The sequence below is a fragment of the Arthrobacter sp. EM1 genome (assembly GCF_029964055.1).
Taxonomy (GTDB): Bacteria; Actinomycetota; Actinomycetes; order Actinomycetales; family Micrococcaceae; genus Arthrobacter.
Genome location: NZ_CP124836.1, coordinates 637,655 through 656,692 on the forward strand (window position 1 = coordinate 637,655; position 19,038 = coordinate 656,692).

Annotated in this window: 16 protein-coding genes and 1 tRNA gene; 11 read left to right on the plus strand and 6 right to left on the minus strand. The window is 66.3% G+C overall.

Annotated elements, in window-relative coordinates:
• The first annotated feature begins 18 nt into the window (after window positions 1-18).
• The 8 genes from QI450_RS02935 to QI450_RS02970 all read left to right on the plus strand — a co-directional run bounded on the left by QI450_RS02935 (window position 19) and on the right by QI450_RS02970 (window position 8,232).
• On the plus strand, window positions 19-720 hold the full coding sequence (locus QI450_RS02935; RefSeq protein ID WP_226775046.1) for a septum formation initiator family protein: 702 nt from the start codon (window positions 19-21) through the stop codon (window positions 718-720).
• A gap of 102 nt (window positions 721-822) precedes the next feature.
• Window positions 823-1,533, plus strand: coding sequence for a DUF501 domain-containing protein (locus tag QI450_RS02940; RefSeq protein ID WP_226775060.1), 711 nt, complete (start codon window positions 823-825; stop codon window positions 1,531-1,533).
• The gene (locus QI450_RS02945; protein WP_226775045.1) at window positions 1,530-2,477 is read left to right on the plus strand and encodes a Ppx/GppA phosphatase family protein; all 948 of its coding nucleotides are present in this window, start codon (window positions 1,530-1,532) and stop codon (window positions 2,475-2,477) included. The genes QI450_RS02940 and QI450_RS02945 overlap by 4 nt, the downstream gene beginning before the upstream one ends.
• 128 nt (window positions 2,478-2,605) lie before the next feature.
• Window positions 2,606-3,994 carry a S8 family serine peptidase gene (locus QI450_RS02950; protein WP_282468096.1) on the plus strand — a complete coding sequence of 463 codons (1,389 nt, stop codon included), beginning with the start codon at window positions 2,606-2,608 and terminating at the stop codon, window positions 3,992-3,994.
• A gap of 38 nt (window positions 3,995-4,032) precedes the next feature.
• The gene (locus QI450_RS02955) at window positions 4,033-5,493 is read left to right on the plus strand and encodes an FAD-dependent oxidoreductase (RefSeq protein ID WP_226775043.1); all 1,461 of its coding nucleotides are present in this window, start codon (window positions 4,033-4,035) and stop codon (window positions 5,491-5,493) included.
• Window positions 5,494-5,643: 150 nt separating this feature from the next.
• Window positions 5,644-6,633 (plus strand): N-acetyltransferase, encoded by a 990-nt coding sequence (locus tag QI450_RS02960; RefSeq protein WP_226775042.1) that lies wholly within the window; start codon window positions 5,644-5,646, stop codon window positions 6,631-6,633.
• A tRNA-Leu gene (locus tag QI450_RS02965) sits at window positions 6,624-6,697 on the plus strand. The genes QI450_RS02960 and QI450_RS02965 overlap by 10 nt, the downstream gene beginning before the upstream one ends.
• 176 nt (window positions 6,698-6,873) lie before the next feature.
• The gene (locus QI450_RS02970; protein WP_226775041.1) at window positions 6,874-8,232 is read left to right on the plus strand and encodes an ABC transporter substrate-binding protein; all 1,359 of its coding nucleotides are present in this window, start codon (window positions 6,874-6,876) and stop codon (window positions 8,230-8,232) included.
• Between the two features lie 372 nt (window positions 8,233-8,604).
• Here QI450_RS02970 and QI450_RS02975 read toward each other — a convergent pair whose 3' ends face one another.
• Genes QI450_RS02975 through QI450_RS02990 form a run of 4 tightly spaced genes read right to left on the minus strand, consistent with a single transcriptional unit; the run spans window position 8,605 to window position 12,730 of the window.
• Window positions 8,605-9,378: an ABC transporter ATP-binding protein gene (locus QI450_RS02975; RefSeq protein WP_226775040.1), complete on the minus strand. Its 774-nt coding sequence runs from the start codon at window positions 9,376-9,378 to the stop codon at window positions 8,605-8,607.
• Window positions 9,375-10,454 carry an ABC transporter ATP-binding protein gene (locus QI450_RS02980; protein ID WP_226775039.1) on the minus strand — a complete coding sequence of 360 codons (1,080 nt, stop codon included), beginning with the start codon at window positions 10,452-10,454 and terminating at the stop codon, window positions 9,375-9,377. Before QI450_RS02980 ends, QI450_RS02975 begins: the two co-directional genes overlap by 4 nt.
• Window positions 10,451-11,419: a branched-chain amino acid ABC transporter permease gene (locus QI450_RS02985; RefSeq protein WP_226775038.1), complete on the minus strand. Its 969-nt coding sequence runs from the start codon at window positions 11,417-11,419 to the stop codon at window positions 10,451-10,453. The genes QI450_RS02980 and QI450_RS02985 overlap by 4 nt, the downstream gene beginning before the upstream one ends.
• A gap of 9 nt (window positions 11,420-11,428) precedes the next feature.
• Window positions 11,429-12,730: a branched-chain amino acid ABC transporter permease gene (locus QI450_RS02990; RefSeq protein WP_226775037.1), complete on the minus strand. Its 1,302-nt coding sequence runs from the start codon at window positions 12,728-12,730 to the stop codon at window positions 11,429-11,431.
• Window positions 12,731-13,246: 516 nt separating this feature from the next.
• Between QI450_RS02990 and QI450_RS02995 the strand changes: the two genes are divergently transcribed.
• On the plus strand, window positions 13,247-14,119 hold the full coding sequence (locus QI450_RS02995) for a Bax inhibitor-1/YccA family protein (RefSeq protein ID WP_226775036.1): 873 nt from the start codon (window positions 13,247-13,249) through the stop codon (window positions 14,117-14,119).
• A 114-nt stretch (window positions 14,120-14,233) separates the two neighbouring features.
• On the opposite strand, the gene QI450_RS03000 is transcribed toward QI450_RS02995, so the two are convergent.
• A complete protein-coding gene (locus QI450_RS03000; RefSeq protein ID WP_226775035.1) occupies window positions 14,234-15,472 on the minus strand; it encodes an acetyl-CoA C-acetyltransferase in 1,239 nt (412 codons plus the stop codon).
• Window positions 15,473-15,492: 20 nt separating this feature from the next.
• On the minus strand, window positions 15,493-16,653 hold the full coding sequence (gene galK / locus QI450_RS03005; RefSeq protein ID WP_226775034.1) for a galactokinase: 1,161 nt from the start codon (window positions 16,651-16,653) through the stop codon (window positions 15,493-15,495).
• A 76-nt stretch (window positions 16,654-16,729) separates the two neighbouring features.
• Between galK and QI450_RS03010 the strand changes: the two genes are divergently transcribed.
• Both QI450_RS03010 and QI450_RS03015 read left to right on the plus strand, forming a co-directional pair.
• A complete protein-coding gene (locus tag QI450_RS03010) occupies window positions 16,730-17,695 on the plus strand; it encodes an aldose 1-epimerase family protein (protein ID WP_226775033.1) in 966 nt (321 codons plus the stop codon).
• 48 nt (window positions 17,696-17,743) lie between these two features.
• Window positions 17,744-19,036: an AI-2E family transporter gene (locus QI450_RS03015; protein WP_282468097.1), complete on the plus strand. Its 1,293-nt coding sequence runs from the start codon at window positions 17,744-17,746 to the stop codon at window positions 19,034-19,036.
• Window positions 19,037-19,038 lie beyond the last annotated feature (2 nt).

Here is a 19,038-nt window from a genome sequence, read left to right on the forward strand (position 1 = left end):
TGGCATTACAGGAGTGAGATGGCTACCCGCCGACCCAAGGTTCCCCGGGCCACGCCCGCGGCCCCGAAGTCTCCGGCCACCGGCGACGTCATCGAGGCTGATTTCGGCGGCTCCCGCGGAGCAGCGGGCCACGAGGACAGCAACGCCGCGGCGGATGGGCGCGGATCCGGCCGCACCGCGGGCCAGCACGCCGGCACTGCACCCTCGACACGGCAGGCCGGCGCTGCACGCCGTACACCGGCCCCGCGCAACGCTGTGCCCGGAGCGGCCACGAGCGGCACGGGCACGTCCAAGGCCGGTGCCGAAGCCGGCGGAGAACACCTCGACCCCGTGCCGGCGAAAGCCTTCTCCGGACGCATGCTGGCGCTTTTGGTCGTGATGATTGCCATCACGATCATGCTGGCGCCCACGGTCAAGATCTTCATTGAAAAACGCGGCGAAATAGCCGAACTCCAGGCGGACATCTCCGCCAAGCAGTCGCAGCAAAATGAGCTTAAACGCCAGGTCTCGCGGTGGCAGGATCCGAACTATGTAAAGCAGCAGGCCCGGGACCGCATTAACATGGTTATGCCCGGCGAAACGGGCTACTGGGTCTTCGGCAGCGATTTGCCTGCCGGGGCGGGCAGTGGCGCGGCCGGGGCGCAATCCCAACAAGACCCGGCCGAGCTGCCTTGGGTCGATTCCCTCTGGGACTCGATCCGGCGCTCGGCAACAGACTAAAAAAGCGGCGCCCGCCGCAGGATCGTCGGACCGACAATCCAGACAGGGCAGGAAGGTGCCGCGCCCGTGGACGAGAACCGAGTGGACCAGACCCCGACTGCAGTGAATCCGGGATCCCCTGAGACGGCCCGGTCCGTGGCGGAAACCCGCCGGCCCTCGGCCCGTGACCTCGATGTCCTGAGCCGGCAGTTGGGACGCCCCGTGCGGGACGTCGTGGAGATCCCGGCCCGCTGCGTGTGCGGCAACCCGCTGGTAGCGGCCACGTCCCCACGGCTGAGCAACGGCACACCCTTCCCCACGACCTTCTACCTCACCCACCCGGTCATCACATCCGCGGTCTCGCGGCTTGAAGCTGCCGGCCTGATGAACGAGATGAACGAACGGCTCGGGGCGGACGCGGAACTGGCCCTGGACTACCGGGCCGCCCACCGGGCCTACCTCGCGTCCCGTGCGGAGATCGGCGCCAGGTCCGGAATCGGTCCCGTGCCCGAAATTGACGGCATCTCCGCCGGGGGTATGCCCACCCGCGTCAAATGCCTGCACGTCCTGGTGGGCCAGTCGCTCGCAGCAGGACCGGGTGTGAATCCGCTCGGCGACGAGGCTATTGCGGCCATCAGCGAATGGTGGACACAGGAGCGCTGCTACTGCGACGGCGCCTGGCACACCGGCGGCGAGGCCCCCTCCCAGGACCTGAGCAGGCACGGCCCGCAGGGGCTGCCGGCGATCGTCGGCCGGCCGGCCCCGGTCCGTAAGGCACGTCCCGAGGACCCCGGCATCACGCCCGGGACCGAAACCGCCGGAGCCGGCAAATGACCCGCGTCGCCGCCATCGACTGCGGCACCAACTCGATCCGGTTGCTGATCGCCGATGTGGACACGGCCGGCCCGGCACCCCGGCTGAACGACGTTGTGCGCGAAATGCGCGTCGTCAGGCTCGGCCAGGGCGTGGACGCCACCGGCGAACTCTCCCGGGAGGCCCTCGACCGGACCTTCGCCGCCGCCAGCGACTATGCCGAGCAGATCCGCCGGCATGCGGCCACCAAAGTCCGTTTTGTGGCGACTTCGGCCACCCGCGATGCCCGCAACCGGCAGGTCTTCGTTGATGGCATCCGCGGGCTCCTGGCCGTCGAACCTGAGGTCATCAGCGGGGACAGCGAGGCCGCCCTGTCCTTCGCGGGCGCGAGCAGCGTCCTGCCCTCCCGGGGCGCGGATCCCGTCCTTGTGGTGGACCTCGGCGGGGGCAGTACCGAGTTTGTGCTGGGCAACGCCGGCGGTGTTATTGCCGCCAGGAGCGTTGACATTGGCTGTGTGCGGCTGACCGAACGCCACCTGCGCAGCGACCCGCCCACGGCAGCAGAGATCGCCGCTGCGGAGGCAGACGTCGACGCTGCCCTCGATGAGGCCGCCGGTGCAGTCCCGCTGGACCAAACTGCCGCCGTCGTTGGGGTGGCCGGTTCCATCACCACCATCACCGCCCATGCGCTCGCGCTGGAGGAGTACTCCTCCGCTGCGATCCACGGCACCGAACTTTCGCTCGACGCCATACGCCGGGCCTGCACCGAACTGCTGGAGATGTCACGTGCGGACCGGGCCGTCCTGCCCTACATGCACCCGGGCCGGGTAGATGTCATCGGAGCGGGTGCCCTCGTCTGGCGGCGCGCTGTGGATCGGCTGGCCGCGGTAACCCAGGGCAGGGTCGGGACGGCAGTGACCAGCGAACACGATATTCTTGATGGAATTGCCTTGAGTATCAGCTAAGCGGCCGCTTGGCTTGACTGCGTTGGCCGGACGCGCCACCCGGCCTCACACCGTCCCCGCATCCCGCCCGGCGTTTCGCGCCGCCACCACACCGCAGCGCCCAAAGCTGACCCGCCGATAGGACCCGAATGACCAGAGCAACAGCCCGGCGCCGCCGGACCGCCTCCGCGTTGATGGCCGTGGCCCTTGCCGGCGGCGCGTTGGCGGCCACCCTGACGGCTGCCCCTGCCGCGCACGCCGACCCCTGGCGCGACAAGGAATACTGGCTGGCAGAATCCGGCATCACCAAGGCCTGGGAAGTTTCCAGGGGCGCCAACGTCAAGGTTGCCGTGATTGACAGCGGCGTGGACGGCAAACACCCCGATCTGGCCGGGGTGCTTGCCGGCGGCGTCGACATCTCCGGCGCCGGCAGTCCTGACGGCCAGAAGAGCATCGGTGCCAAGCCCGAGCACGGAACCCTGGTCGCGACCATGCTGGCGGGCCGGGGACATCAGCCTGCCGGTGCAACTGCCACACCCAGTGCCGGCCCCGCCCCGTCCGTCGCGCCGGACGGCATCGTGGGGGTCGCGCCCGAAGCGCAGTTGCTCTCCGTCTCCACCTGGCTCGGATCGCCGAACCCCGGCGGTAAGACCGACCAGGACCAGATACCCCAGGCCGTCCGCTGGGCCGTCGATAACGGCGCCCGCGTCATCAATATCTCCCTTGGCAGCACCTCGCCCGAGTGGCCGCAGAGCTGGGACGCGGCATTCCTGTACGCCGAACAGAAGGACGTGGTGATTGTTGCAGCTGCGGGTAACCGCGGGGGCGGCAACGTCCAGGTTGGTGCGCCGGCAACCATCCCGGGCGTGCTGACTGTCGCCGGGCTGGACCGCAAGGGAATTGCCAGTATTGACTCCTCATCCCAGGGCATCAGCATCGGCGTTGCGGCGCCCGCGGAAAACCTGATCGGAGGCTTGCCCGGCGGCGGCTACGCAGAGTGGGCCGGCACCTCGGGTGCTACCCCGATCGTGGCCGGGGTCGCGGCGCTGATCCGCTCCAAATGGCCGGACATGACGGCCAGCCAGGTCATCAACAGAATAGTCACCACCGCCAAGGACGCCGGCGCTCCGGGGAAGGATCCGTTATACGGGTTCGGGATCCTCGACGCCGAGGCGGCGCTCAAGGCCGACGTGCCGGACACCAAAATCAATCCACTTGGCACGATTTCGGACTGGATCCGGGTCCACCGGCGGGGAAACCTGGCGACGGCGCCCGCGCCGGCACCCGCCGTGCCCTCCAGCGCGGCGCCCACCCTGCCGGAACCCACAGTCCCCGTCGCGGAGCGCCCGTCCGAGCTCGATGCTGCCGTGCCGGCCATGGTGGTGCTGGGCTTCGGCGGGCTTTTCCTCTGCATCCTGGCCGCCGCAGCCTTCCAGCTCCGCCGTGGCGCCCGGACGGCCGGCCAGGGAAGCCCCGACGGCCCGGCCGCCGCCGATACCGGTGTGCTCGATTCGGTGGATTCCAACGGAAAACCATAGTTAGTGAAGTTTTTCACAAAGTACGGTAATCTTGGGGAATGGCATTCTCCCCTCAGCTCCAGGACCGTCCCAGGGTACTCGTCGTCGGCGGCGGATACGTCGGCCTGTACGTAGCCCTCAAACTGCAGAAGAAGATCGCTAACGCCGGTGGCATTGTCACCGTGGTTGATCCACTGCCGTACATGACCTATCAGCCCTTCCTCCCCGAGGTTGCCGGCGGAAACATCGAGGCACGGCACGCCGTCGTCTCGCACCGCCAGCACCTCAAGCAGACAGAGCTCATTCAGGGCCGCGTCACCTCGATCGACCACGAAAACCGCACGGCAGTGATCGCACCGGCTGACGGCGGCGAGAACTTCGAAATTCCCTACTTCGACGTAGTGGTGGCTGCCGGTGCTATTACCCGCACCTTCCCGATCAAGGGACTTGCGGACAAGGGCATCGGCCTCAAGACCATCGAGGAAGCCGTCGCCCTGCGCAACAAGGTCCTGGACCGGATCGAAGCCGGCTCGCTAATGACCGATCCCGCTGAACGCGCCCGCGCCCTGACCTTCGTGGTCGTCGGCGGCGGCTTCGCCGGCATCGAGTGCATTACCGAAATGGAAGACCTCGCCCGCGCCGCGGTCAAGAACAACTCCCGCATCAGCCAGGAGGAAGTCCGCTTCGTCCTGGTCGAGGCCATGGGACGCATTATGCCTGAGGTCACCGCCAGCCAGGCAGACTGGGTGGTTGAGCACCTGCGCAGCCGCGGCATCGAAGTCCTGCTTAATACCTCGCTGGACAACGCCGAAGGTTCCCTGAAGCTGATCAACCTTCCGGACAAGACCGCGGCCCAGGAATTCCAGGCCGACACCCTCGTCTGGACCGCCGGTGTGCAGGCCAACCCCATGGTCCGCTCCACCGACTTCCCGCTCGAACCCCGCGGCCGCGTCCGTGTCCTCGCGGACCTGCGCATCGCCGGGGACGAAGGCATCATCGAGAACGCCTGGGCCGCCGGCGACGTCGCGGCAGTGCCGGACCTTACAGGCAGCGGCCTGCCGGACGGTACCTGCGTCCCGAACGCGCAGCACGCGCTGCGCCAGGCCAAACGCCTGGCCAAGAACCTGTGGGCTTCCCGCTGGGACAAGCCGCTCACGGACTACAAACACAAAAACCTGGGCGCCGTCGCCGGTTTCGGCGAATGGAAGGGTGTTGCAAACATCAACCTTCTGGGCCGGATCGGACTCAAGGGACCGCTTGCCTGGTTGGCACACCGTGGTTACCACGGATTCGCCATGCCCACCGTTGAGCGCAAGGTCCGGGTGATCTTCGGTTGGATCCTGGCTTTCTTTATGGGCCGCGACACGACCCAGCTGATCGACTTGGACAACCCCCGCGGCGCATTTGTCGCTGCGGCAACGCCCGCGCCCAAGCCGGCCTCGGCTCCCGCCCCTGAGAAGCAGGCAGCAGAGGCCAGCCCGGCCAGCAGCAAGGAAAGTGTGTCGGCTGACGCCAAGTAGCCAGCACTTGCCCGCGACGGCGGCCGTTCCCTTCCGGGGCGCGGCCGCCGCCGCCGTTAACCGGAAGGTCGGCCGTAGGTCCACCCGGGAAGGGCGCGGGCCGGCCGTCGTCGGGCCAACCCCGGCGGGGTAGGCCCCTAGACTGGCTCCATGACAGCCGCAACGGACCTCCGCACCCTGCTCGCCACGATGCGCCCGGAACTGCGCGGAGGCGAGTTCGTCTACACCCTCTGGCCGCACGGACGGCCGCTTGAAGGGATGATCGAAGCCGCCGTTCGCGAGGCGGAAGGAATGACTGTTGTCCTGCCGCGCAAGGACGCTGACACCCTCGGACTGTCCTACGGCTTCGTCGGCGCCTGGATCACCCTCAAGGTACATTCCTCGCTTGACGCCATCGGCCTGACGGCAGCCGTCAGCACCGCCCTCACGGAGGCCAAAATCAGCTGCAATGTCCTCGCCGGCTTCCATCATGACCACATCCTGGTCCCCGTCGCAGATGCCGACCGGGCGCTGGAGGCGCTGCACGAACTGTCCGCCGCGCACGGCGAGCACACGCCTGCCCCGGAGCTGGTGCTCCGCACCGGGCGGCCCGCGGACCGGTCCGCCATCCTCGCCCTCACCGCCGCCGCCTTCGTGCTCTCGCCGGTCAGCGGACTGCCGGCCGACGGCGGGCCCGGGGAAGTCCGTTTGGTGGGTGCGCTCTTTGACTGTGCCGAATTCCTGCCGGAGTTCAGCATCGTTGCGGAGCTCGACGGCGCCGTCGTGGGGCACGTGATCAGCACCCGCGGGCGCGCGGGCGAACTGGACCTGCTGGGACTGGGGCCGATCGGTGTGCTGCCGAGACTGCAGCGCCACGGCATTGGCAGCGCGCTGATGCAGGAGACCATTGCCCGGGCCAACGCTGCGGGGGAGCGGGGCATCGCGCTGCTCGGCGACCCGGAATACTACTCGCGCTTTGGCTTTGTGCCATCGACATCCCTCGGGGTTGAGCCACCCTGTGCAGCCTGGGGTCCGCACTTCCAGTTGCTGCCGCTGGCACTCTGGCCGGGCGGGGTGAGCGGAAGCTTCCACTACGCCGAGGCGTTTGGCATCGCTGAGACCAGCGCCCGGCGGGCTATTATGGACCGGGCGCCCCAGTAGCCCAATTGGCAGAGGCAGCGGACTTAAAATCCGCGTGTTGTGGGTTCGAGTCCCACCTGGGGCACACTTTATGGCGCCTGCCGATTCCTGGCCAGATTTCCTCTATGCAACGAGTGTTATAAGGATGTGACCGTAGTCACTTTGGATCGGGCCGGAAGTGCACTAGCTTGAAGGTAAATCAGGAACACCTGATCTTTCGCATCAAAGGCCGTTCGCACCTTTAGATCGAGGAGATTGTAAATGACTTCACTCCCCCAGGCGGCACCCCGCATCGCTAAGCTGACCGCGCTTAGCATCGGCGTTGCCCTTCTGGCTACGGCTTGTGGTGGCTCGTCCACCCCGTCGTCGTCCGGATCCGGAACCGCTTCGGCCAACGCCGCTGCAGGCATCGCGTGCCCCGCACCGAGCGCCACTGCCGGCGCCAAGTCGACCGCCGCAGCCGGCGGGGCCGTTCCGGCCTCCACGACCACCACCGAAACCGCTCTTAAGCTTGGATCGCTCCTGCCGACAACGGGGTCGCTGGCGTTCCTCGGCCCGCCCGAAATCGCTGGCGTCAACCTTGGTATCAAGGAAGTCAATGACGCCGGGGGTGTGCTGGGCAAGCCCGTTGAAATCATCCACCGCGACTCCGGTGACACCAAGACCGATATTGCCACGCAGTCCACCAGCGCCCTGCTCGGACAGGGTGTCAGCGCAGTCATTGGTGCCGCCTCTTCGGGTGTCTCCAAGACCGTCATCAACCAGATCACCGGCGCAGGCGTCATCCAGTTCTCGCCGGCAAATACCTCCCCGGACTTCACCGCCTGGGATGACAAGGGTTTGTTCTGGCGCACCGCCCCGTCGGACGTTCTCCAGGGCAAGGTCCTCGGCAACTACATGGCGACCTGTGGCGCCCAGACCGTTGGCATGATCGTCCTGAACGACGCGTACGGGACCGGCCTGGCCAAGAACGTACAGTCCGCTTTTGAGGCAGCCGGCGGCAAGGTTGTTGCCCAGGAACTCTTCAACGAAGGCGATTCGCAGTTCAGCAGCCAGGTGGACAAGGTGCTTGCGGCCAAGCCGGATGCCATCGCCCTGATCACCTTTGACCAGGCCAAGAGCATTGTTCCGCTGATGACGGGCAAGGGCGTCAAGCCCACCCAGATGTTCATGGTTGACGGCAACATGTCCGACTACAGCAAGGACTTCCAGGCAGGCACCCTGAAGGGTGCCCAGGGCACCATCCCGGGCACCTTCGCCAAGGACGACTTCAAGAAGAAGCTGCTGGCCATCGATCCCGCGCTGAAGGACTACAGCTATTCAGGCGAGTCCTACGATGCCGTGAATCTGATCGCACTGGCAGCAGAGGAAGCCAAGAGCACCAAGGGAACTGACATCGCGGCGCACCTGAAGGACGTGTCTGAAGGCGGCGAAAAGTGCAACGACTTCCCCTCCTGCGTCACCCTGCTGCGCAACGGCAAGGACATCGACTACGACGGCCAGTCCGGCCCCGTAACGTTCTCCGACGCCGGCGACCCGACAGAGGCCTACATCGGCATCTACGAGTTCCAGGATGACAACACCTACAAGCCGGTCAAGGAAGAATTCGGCAAGCTGTAAGCTCGCCCTTCCCTAGCCGCAATAGGCCCCCGCCCAATGGGCGGGGGCCTATTGTATGCCCGGGAGGAAGGCTGCCAACAATGCTGCCCGGCGTGGCGATGCTGCCCGGCGTGGCGCCGCTGCCGCCGTTGCGCCGGGACGCCGGCGGCCGCACCCGTTGCCCCGGCGGGGACCCGGCGGCCGCAGCCGTTGCGCCGGCGTGGCGCCGCCGCCGTTGCGCGGGGACTGGCGGCCGCACCCGGTACCCGGCGGTCGCATCCGGGACCGGGGATCCCGCCGGTCCCGTGAGTGCGGAGCTGGCGGCGCCGGGCGCGCAGAAGGGCCGCCACCGGTTGGTGACGGCCCCTGCTGTTGCTGCGGAGTTGCGGAGAACTACTCGACGGTGTCGGCGAGCGTACCCAGGTACAGCTGGATGACCTTGGGGTCCTTCATCAGTTCCCGGCCGGTGCCGGTGTACGCGTCCTTGCCCTGGTCCAGGACGTAGCCGCGGTCACAGATCTGCAGGCAGCGCCGGGCGTTCTGTTCGACCATAATGACCGAGACGCCCGCACGGTTGATTTCGTGGACCCGGAGGAAGGTCTCGTCCTGTTTGACCGGGGAAAGGCCGGCGGAGGGCTCGTCAAGCAGCAGCACTGCCGGGTCCATCATCAGGGCCCGGCCCATCGCCACCATCTGGCGTTCACCGCCGGAGAGTGATCCCGCGCGCTGGGCCCGCCGCTTGCCAAGTTCCGGGAACAGGCCGGTGACGAAGTCGAAGCGCTCGGCAAAGTCCTTGGGCCGCTGGAACATGCCCATCTGGAGGTTCTCCTCGATGGTCAGCGCCGCGAACACGTTGTTGTTCTGCGGCACAAACCCGATGCCCCGGCTGACGAGCTTGTTGGCCTTAAGCCCGGTGATGTCCTGGCCGCGGACCACAACGGAACCGGAGTGGACCTTCACCAGGCCGAACATCGCCTTCAGGAGTGTGGACTTGCCGGCTCCGTTGGGGCCGATGATGCCGATGAGCTCGCCCTTGCGGGCCTCGATACTGCAGCCATTGAGGATATTAACGCCGGGGATGTAGCCCGCCACCAGGTCGGTGACCTTGACGACCGAATCCTCGTCGTGGACTGGCGTAGCGGCGGGGGCCGCACTGGTGGCGCTCATTGGGTGTCCTTTTCTGTGCTGTTCGGCTCATCTGCGCTGCGCCTGCCGTGCGCGGCACCGTTGCCGTCCGCCGGCGCGTCCGTTTCGGAACCGACGATATCCAGGGAGATGATGCCGGCGTTGTCGGTGCCCACAATCGACTCCTCGTCGGCCCCCAGTTCGGCCGCGAGCTCTTTGATGCCTTCCGAATCGCCGAGATCCACGTCGTGGTGGGCGCCCAGGTAGGCGTCGATCACGGCGGGGTTCTTCATTACGTCGGCAGGCGGACCTTCGGCTACGATCCGGCCCTCGGCCATCACCACCACCCAGTCGGCGATGTGCCGGACCATGTGCATGTCGTGTTCAACAAACAACACGGTCATGCCCTCAGCCTTGAGGTTCTTGATGTGGTCCAGGAGCGACTGGGTCAGCGCGGGGTTGACGCCGGCCATCGGTTCGTCAAGCATCACGAGCTTGGGCTTGACCATCAGCGAGCGGGCCATTTCCAGGAGCTTGCGCTGGCCGCCGGAAAGTGACGCGGCATAGTCGTCCTTTTTGGCGTCCAGCTTGAACTTCCGCAGCAGCACGTCGGCGTCGGCGGTAATCTGCTTTTCCTGGCCGCCCCAGATTCCTTTGAACAGGGCCTTGGAGAGTCGTTCACCGGACTGGTTGGAGGCACCAAGACGCATATTTTCCATCACCGTCAGCTTGCCCATCACCTTGGTCAGCTGGAAGGTGCGGACCATGCCCATCCGGGCCACCTTGTAGGAGGAGACGCCGGCCAGGCTGTTGCCTTCGAACTGCCACTTGCCCGTGTTGGGTGTGTCGAAGCCGGTCAGCAGGTTAAACAGCGTGGTCTTGCCGGCGCCGTTGGGCCCGATGAGTGCGGTGATTTTGTGCCGGGGGATCTCGAGGTACTCGACGTCGACGGCGTTGATGCCGCCGAAGCTGCGGGTGACGTTTTCGGCCACCACGATCGGGTCGCGCTTTTTGCAGCCCGGAGCAGTCTCCCCGGCCGCGATCGGCCGCGAATCCGTCATGTAGTCGATTTCTTCCGGGTTATCCGCGGGACGGGGTGTATCGCTCTGCGTGCTCATGCGAAAGCCAGCTCCTTTTTGTTGCCGAGGACACCCTGGGGCCTGAAGATCATCAACAGCATCAGCGCGACACCCACAAGGATGTACCGCAGCTGCCCGGCCTGGACCGTGTTGAGCCAGGTGACGGCGCCGGATTCGATCAGGCCATACAGGATGCCTTGTGTGAGGGACAGGACGACCCAGAAGATCATGGCGCCAATCACCGGCCCCAGCACCGTGCCCAGGCCGCCAAGCAGCAGGCAGGTGTAGAGGAAGAACGTCAGTTCGGTCCCGTAGTTCGCCGGCTGGACTGCGCCGCGGGGGAGGGTGAAGATCATGCCTGCGAGGGCGCCGAGGACGCCGCCGATGATCAAAGCCTGCATCTTGTAGGCGTACACGTTCTTGCCCAGCGAACGGACAGCATTTTCGTCCTCGCGGATGCCCTTAAGGACTCGGCCCCAGGGGCTGCGCATCAGCAGCCAGATCACCAGGCAGAGAAGGGCCACCACGGTCCAGGCGACAACCCGGATGAAGAAGTCGCGGTTGTTCATCCCCAGGTAGGAACCTTCGGGGAAAGGGTTCATGGCATAGAAGTCGCCTTCGAAAGCGGCGAGGCCGTTGGCCGAACCGGTGACGGCGGTCAGCTGGTTGGTTGTGACAATGTAGCGGACGATTTCCGCCGCCGCGATTGTCACGATGGCCAAATAGTCGGCCCGCAGCCGGAGGGTGGGGATACCGAGGAGCAGGGCGAAGATGGCTGAACACACCACGGCGATGAGGAGCCCGACGAAGAACGGGGCGCCGAAGGTCAGGGTGGAGATGGCGAAACCGTAGGCGCCCACCGCCATAAAGCCGGCTTGACCGAAGTTGAGCAGGCCTGAGTAGCCAAAGTGAACCGCAAGGCCGAGGGTTGCGAGGGCGTATGCCGCCGTCGTCGGGCTGAACAGTTCACCGGCAGCACTGGAAAATATGAATCCGAAGTCCATGGCTGTCTCCTAACCCACGCGCTCGCGCCGGCCCAAGATGCCTTGGGGCCGGAACAGAAGGACAATAATCATAATGAACAGTGCTCCCACGTATTTGAGGTCGGCGGCGAGGCCGAACACGGTGGTCAGCTCCACAAAGATACCGACGATGATGGATCCGATCAGGGCGCCCCATACCGTGCCAAGGCCACCCAGGGTGACGCCGGCGAAGATGAGCAGCAGGATCTGCGATCCCATATCGAAGGTGACGCCGGGCCGGTAGTAGGCCCACAGGATGCCGCCGAGAGAGGCCAGCATGCCGCCGGTGACCCAGACAATCCGGATCACAGAGTCGACGTCGATGCCCGAAGCCGCCGCCAGCGCCGGGTTGTCGGCGACCGCGCGGGTGGCTTTGCCGAGCCGGGTCTTGAGCAGGATGATCCCGAGCAGCGCGATCACCACGGCGCTGATCACAAGGGACCACAGGTTGTTGGGGGAAATGGAGATCAACCCGATCTGGATCTCCGTGCTCTGTGCGTACGGCAGCTGCTGGGTGGCGCCGCCGAAGAAGAACTGGATGACGTAGCGCACGGCCAGGGCGAGGCCGATGCTGACGATCATCATGGGCACCAGGCCGGTGCCCCGGCGGCGCAGCGGCTTCCACAGGCCAGCGTCCTGGAAGTAGCCAAAGAGGCCGCCGCCGAGCAGCGCGAGCACAACGGCCAGCCAGAACGGGAGGTTCATGGCGTTGAAAGCGAACACCAGGACGGCGCCGAGGGTGACCATTTCGCCGTGTGCGAAGTTGGTCAGCCCGGTAGTGCCGAAAATCAGCGACAGACCCACCGATGCGAGGGCCAGCAGAAGTCCGAAACTCAGGCCCGCCACCAGGCGGTTGACCAGGTTCTTGCCAAAGTCCTGCTGTTGGACGACGATGCCTTCACCGAAGGCGAAGATCACCGAAAGGTTCGACGTCTGGCTAAAGGTGACCTGGCGGGGGTTCTCCTGGCCGGCTGCGAGCTTGCGGCCGTCCGGGAGGGTGGATTCGTTGAGTTTGACCTCATAGGTTCCCTGCTTCGGGACACCAATGGACCACGAACCGTTTTCCGCGGATTTCGTCGACCCGGTGAAGCCGTCGCCGGTGGCACTGATTTCTACGCCGACAAGCGGGGTGCGGTCGTCGCCGCGCAGGAATCCGCTGATGTTGTTGGTAAACGTCCCGGTCGGTTGAGACGTGGTTGCCGACGGTGATGGTGCCGGTGCGGGGCTCGTGGCCTGCGATGCCGGCGCGACGATCAGCAGCAGTGCGGCGACGGCGGCAAAAACGGCCCCCACAGCTTTCAGCAATCTGCCGCGCCGTCTTTGCGACAGGCCTCTCGGTGTGCTTCTCAAAATGAAAACCTCCACATGGGGTGGTGTGGGTTGCGCCATTGCAACCGATGCGAACAGTCAAGGTGACGGAAGGTAAAACCTGGTGCGATGCGGTCGAGATGTCCAGCTTGTGATATCCGTCACCCTATTTGGCCCATGTTACAGCCCGTCCGGGGCAATGAATGCCCTCCGGAGCAGGCAGAACGTCGCGATCAGGTAACAACCGTGAAGCATCGGCGACGGGGTGGTTTACCCGGCCTAAAGTAAACTTTTGTTGATCTGGAGTATGCCTAAACAGTCGTCGGTCGACGGTGCCCGCGGCCCGCGGCCCGGCGGCAGGGAGGTCACAGTCGGGTTGCAGCCAAGCGCTGGCGGGAACTAACGCTGCCCGTCAGCGGTTGGAATTGGTAGCGTGTACTTAGCTGACACGAACAGTTCACCACCGGATCACCACACCCCTTTATATGGAGGACAGCTTCAATGGCACTTGGCGGAAACCCAGTCTTCAACGGAAAGAACTTCCGTGGAGCAACCCAGGCACCGCCTGCCCCGCAGGCGTTCGGGCAGGGCGCCCACGGCCGGTCCGGCTGGAACGCGTCCCCCCAGGCGATGACGCAGGACCAGCTCCAGGACATGTACAACCGGCCCGCCGCCGGCCCCGCGGACACGGGCCGGATGAGCTATGACGATGTCATCATAAAGACCGCTGTCTGCCTTGGCGCCGTGATCGCCGGCGCCGCAGTCACGCTCGTGGTGGCGGAGGGCTTGGCCTATACGCTGATGATCGCCGGTGCGCTGGGCGGTTTTGTCCTCGCCCTTGTCAACACCTTCAAGAAGCAGCCCTCACCGGCGCTGATCCTCGCCTACGCGGGACTCGAGGGGTTGTTCCTCGGTGGCCTGACGCGGATCCTCGACGGGATGTTCCCGGGTGTCGGACTGCAAGCCGTGATCGGCACTCTCTCCGTGTTCGCTGTGACCCTGGTGCTCTTCAGGAGCGGCAAGGTTCGGGCCACACCGAAGGCCATGCGCTTTTTTATGATTGCCTTGATTGGCTACGCCGTCTTCGCGCTCATCAACATGGTGATGATGTGGACCGGCGCGGTCCAGGAGGCGTTTGGGCTCCGGACCAGCGTGGAGATCTTCGGCATTCCCCTCGGTGTTTTTATCGGCGTGCTGGCGATCGGTCTGGCCGCGTTCTCGCTGATCATGGACTTCACCAGCATTGAAGCCGGCGTCCGCAGCGGCGCCCCGCAGCGCTTCTCCTGGACCGCCGCCTTCGGCCTCACTGTGACGCTGGTATGGCTGTACGTGGAGATCATCCGGCTGCTGGCGATCCTGCGCGGCAACGACTAACAGAGTCAGGCCACACCGGCCGCCGTGAGCTCAGAAAGCGGGCCCAGCCAGTTCACTTGGCGGGGCCCGCTTTTGTGCGCCGGGGCCGCTTTTTGTGCGCCGGGCCCGAGGGCATCAGCTGAGCCGCTCCAGCACCACGGCCATGCCCTGGCCGCCGCCAACACAGAGCGTGGCCAGACCCAGCTGGGCATCCCGCTCCCTGAGCCCGTTCAACAGGGTGGTGATCATTCGGGCGCCGGTCATACCAAACGGATGCCCCAACGCGATGGCGCCGCCGTTGACGTTGAGTTTGCTGTGGTCGATGCCAAGCTCCTTGGCGCTGGCGAGGACCTGGACGGCGAAGGCCTCGTTGAGTTCCACGAGGTCGATATCCCCGATGCCCAGCCCGGCGAGCTGCAGAGCCCGCCTGCTGGCCTCTACCGGGCCCAGTCCCATCAGCTCGGGGGACAGGGCGCTGACGCCGGTGGAGAGAATCCGGGCCAGCGGCGTCAGCCCGAGTTCGGCGGCCCGACGGTCGCTCATGACCACGAGGGCGGCGGCCCCGTCGTTCAGCGGGCAGGCGTTCCCGGCAGTAACGGTGCCACCAGCGCGGAACACCGGCTGCAGTGCGCTGACCGAGCCAAGGGTCACCGCAGCCCGGGGGGAGTCGTCCCGGTCGATCACGGTGCCGTCCCTGCGCGTGTAGGGGGTGATTTCGCGGGCATAGAATCCGGCGGCGATGGCTGCCTCGGTGCGGTTTTGGCTCAGCACGGCCCAGTCGTCCTGGTCGGCCCGGCTGATGCCGTACGTCGTGGCGACGTTCTCGGCGGTCTGGCCCATGGCGATGTAGATGTCCGGCATCCGCCCGCCCAGCCGCGGATCCGTCCACGGTGTATTCGATGCGGCCCGCGCAGCCGTGCGTTGGCGGGCCGCATCGAAGAGCGGGTTATGTGTGCTTGCGTCCGTCTCGCCGGCGCCGGCCCAGTCCCGGTACCGTGAGACCGCTTCGACTCCCGCCGCCACAAATGCCCGGCCTTCGCCGGCCTTGATGGCGTGGAAGGCCATGCGGAGCGTTTGCAGGCTGGAGGCGCAGAACCGGTTGACTGTGGCGGCCGGGACGTTGTCCAGCCCGGCCAGGATGGTGACCACCCTGGCCATATTGGAACCCGCTTCGCCGCTGGGCTCAGCACAGCCAAGATAGAGATCGTCCAGGCCCTGGCCGGTGGCATCAGCGGCGTCGAACGATGGAATCCGGGCCAGTGCCGCGGCGACCATGGCGGCAGCGATGTCGTCGGGCCGCTCATCTTTCAGCGAGCCTTTAAAAGCGCGTCCGATGGGGCTTCTGGCAGTGGAAACAATGACTGCTTCTGGCATGCGCCCAGCCTACGCTCCGGTCAGGCCAGGCGCAGGGCTCCTGCGGCGGGACGCACGGTAAAGATGTCCGGCGGTGCAAAACCGGCAGCGCCGAAGGCCTGTTCGACGGCGGCACGGACCTGCCGTTGGGCCGCCACCGGGGTGAGCGCAATCGCTGAGCCGCCGAAGCCGCCACCGGTCATCCTGGCGCCGAGGGCGCCGGCCGAACGGGCGGCGTGCACCGCGAGATCCAGCTCGGCGCAGGAGATCTCGAAGTCGTCGCGCATCGAGGCGTGGGACGCATCCAGCACCGGCCCGATCGCGGCGGGCCCGGCGCTGCCGAGCAGCTCGAGGATCTGCAGCACACGGTTGTTTTCCGTCACAACGTGCCGCACCCGACGGAACGTCTTGTCGTCCAGAAGTCCAGCAGCTTCCGCCAGGTCCTCGAGTTCGACGTCGCGAAGGGCCTGTACCCCGAGGACCTCCGAGCCGAGTTCGCAGGCGGCCCGCCGGGCGGCATAGCCGCCGGTTAAGTGGGAATGCGACACCTTGGTGTCGATCACAAGCGTGACCAGCCCGGCGCTTTCGGCATCGAAGGGCACGAGCCGGAAGCTCCGGTCCCGGCAGTCCAGGAACACGGCCTGCCCGGCCGCGCCGCGCAAGGAGGCGGTCTGGTCCATGATGCCGGTCGGCGCGCCGACAAAGTCGTTCTCCGCTTGCCGGGTGGCCAGCACCATCTCGTCCACACCCAGCCCGGCAGCAGTAAGTTCATTCAGCGCCGTAATGACGGCGCATTCAATGGCATGGGACGAGGACAGCCCGGCCCCCCGGGGTACGTCCGAGGCCAGGAGGATGTCCAGGCCCGGGACCGGGAGCCCGCGCTGCTGCAGTGCCCAGAGCACACCGAGTGGATACTTCGTCCAGCCTCGGGCCGTGCCGCGGTCCAGGGCGCCGGCGTCCGCCGTCGTCATTCCCTGGTTGCCGAACGTGGACAGCAGCCGGAGGGTCGAATCGGGCCGGATCCGGACGGCCACCCGGGCTGCCTTGTCGATCGCAAACGGCAGCACGAACCCCTCGTTGTAATCGGTGTGCTCGCCGATCAGGTTGACCCGGCCCGGGGCCTGCCAGACGCCGTCGGGGGCCACCCCGAACGCGCTGTGGAACCGGGCCGCCAGTTCGCCAGTGCCCGGCGGCCGGGTCATGGCTGTGCGGCTAACGTGATGCGGCTCATGGGTCCACGCTATACGGATTGCCGGGCCGGTCTGTACGGTGGTGCGCATGGATCAGACGAGCTTCGTTCCCCACAACGAATCCGCGGCAGGCGGCGGCAGGGCGCGGCGTTATGCCTCCGGCAGGCAATACGAGCTGCGGCGCGGTGACGCCCTGGCCGTGGTGACCGAACTGGCAGCCGGCCTTCGGGTCTACAGCCGCGGCGGCACCCAGTTGACCGAGAGCTACGGCGAGGCCGAGATTCCGCCCGGTGCCACCGGCATCACCCTGGCGCCCTGGGCCAACCGGGTGGAAGACGGGCTGTGGTACCTCAACGGCAAAAAACAACAGCTCGACATCACCGAGGTCTCGCGCAACAACGCCAGCCACGGGCTGCTGCGCAACACCGCTTACATGCTGGTGGAGGAATCGGAGTTCTCGGTCACCCTCGAAGCAGTGATCTTTCCCCAGCACGGCTATCCATTCCTGCTCCGCCACCGGGTCCGCTACGAACTCGCCGGGGACCTGGGCCTGGTGGTGCGGCAGAGCCTCGTCAACGACTCGCAGGAACCGGCCCCCTTTGTCCTGGGCGCGCACCCCTATCTCCGGTTGGGGGAGCTGCCCAGCGAGGAGCTCACGCTCACGGTCCGCGCCCGCACCAGGCTCGTGACGGACGGCCGGCTCATTCCGCGCAGCACCGAACCGGCCAGCGGGGACTTTGACCTGCGTGCCGGACGGCCCGTCGCGGCACTGGATATCGATGCTGCCTACACGGATCTGGAGTTCGACGGCGGCATCGCCCGCCACACGCTCAGCGCGCCGGACGGCCAAAGTGTGACCCTCTGGCAGGAGGCCAACTGCGGCTACGTCCATGTTTTTGTCACTACCGAATTTCCCGGCCGGACCAAAGCGGTGGCCCTTGAACCCATGACCGGGCCGGCCAATGCCTTTAACAGCGGCGACAATCTCCGCTGGCTGGACCCGGGGGAACCGTTCACGATGACGTGGGGCATCAGCGCGGACCTCAAGCGCTGAGCGGGCTCCGGGTTTCCCATCCGGGCGGCGCTGGTGAATCATTGGGCTATGACGCCAGCTGACGATGCCGCCTTGCCGAACCGGCCGACCACACACGGCCCGACCACACACGGCCCGGCCGCACCGCTGCGGTCCGTCACGGACCGGGAAATCGACGAGGACATCCCGTACGGCGTGCGGATCGCGGCGTCCTGGTCCTGGCGGCTCTTGCTCATCATTGTTGTGGCCGGTGCCCTCGTGTGGCTGCTGGGCAGGATCAGTTTTCTGGTGATTCCGGTGATGGTTGCGGCCCTCCTCGCCGGGCTGCTGGCCCCGGTCAAGGACCTGCTCCGGAGAAGCCACGTCCCGAACGGCCTCGCCGTCGCCTTCACCGTCCTGGGCTTTATCGGTGTGATCGGCGGTTCCCTGGCACTCGTCGGCCGGCAGCTCACGTCCGGTTTCGCCGAACTGTGGAGTCAGGCCCTGACCGGAGTCCAAAAAGTCCAGGTCTGGCTCGCGGACGGCCCGCTGCACCTGACGGCGGCCCAGATCGACCAGTACCTGCAGGACGGCACCGCCGCCTTGCAGAACAACAGCAGCAGCATCCTCAACGGCGCTCTGTCCTTCGGCAGCACCGCCGGGCATTTCGCTGCCGGAATGATCCTGGCGCTTTTTATCCTCATCTTCTTCCTGCTGGAAGGGGACCGCATCTGGGCCTTCCTTGTCCGGCTGCTGCCCAGGCAGGCCCGCCCCGCGACGGACGGGGCCGGGCGGGTGGGCTGGTCCTCGATGGTGAGCTACGCGCGGATCCAGATGTTCGTGGCCTTTGTGGACGCGGTGGGGATCGGTGTGGGTGCGGCAGTTATCGGTGTGCCGCTGGCGTTGCCGCTGGGCGTGCTGGTGTTCCTGGGCTCCTTTATCCCGATTATCGGCGCCCTCGTGACCGGCGCCGTTGCCGTCCTGCTGGCCCTCGTCGCCAACGGCTGGGTCAACGCCTTGATTATGCTGGGCATCGTCCTGCTGGTCCAGCAACTGGAGAGCCACATCCTGCAGCCGCTGGTTATGGGCAAGGCTGTATCGCTGCACCCGGTGGCCGTGATCCTCGCCGTCGCCGCAGGCTCCTATCTCGCCGGGATTCCCGGAGCCCTGTTCTCCGTTCCCATCCTCGCCGTAGCAAACTCGTCGATTCGCTACATTGCGGGCAGAACGTGGGAACATAAAAGTGCGTCGGCCACCGCGGGCCAGCAGGGCTTCCCTGTTCCTGCAGCCGGCGCCGATACCACCGTGAGGGACGCCCGGCTGCCGGGCGCAGCCGCCGGTCGCGGCGACGATGCCGGTACTGAGCCAACAGAAGGAGACTAGTT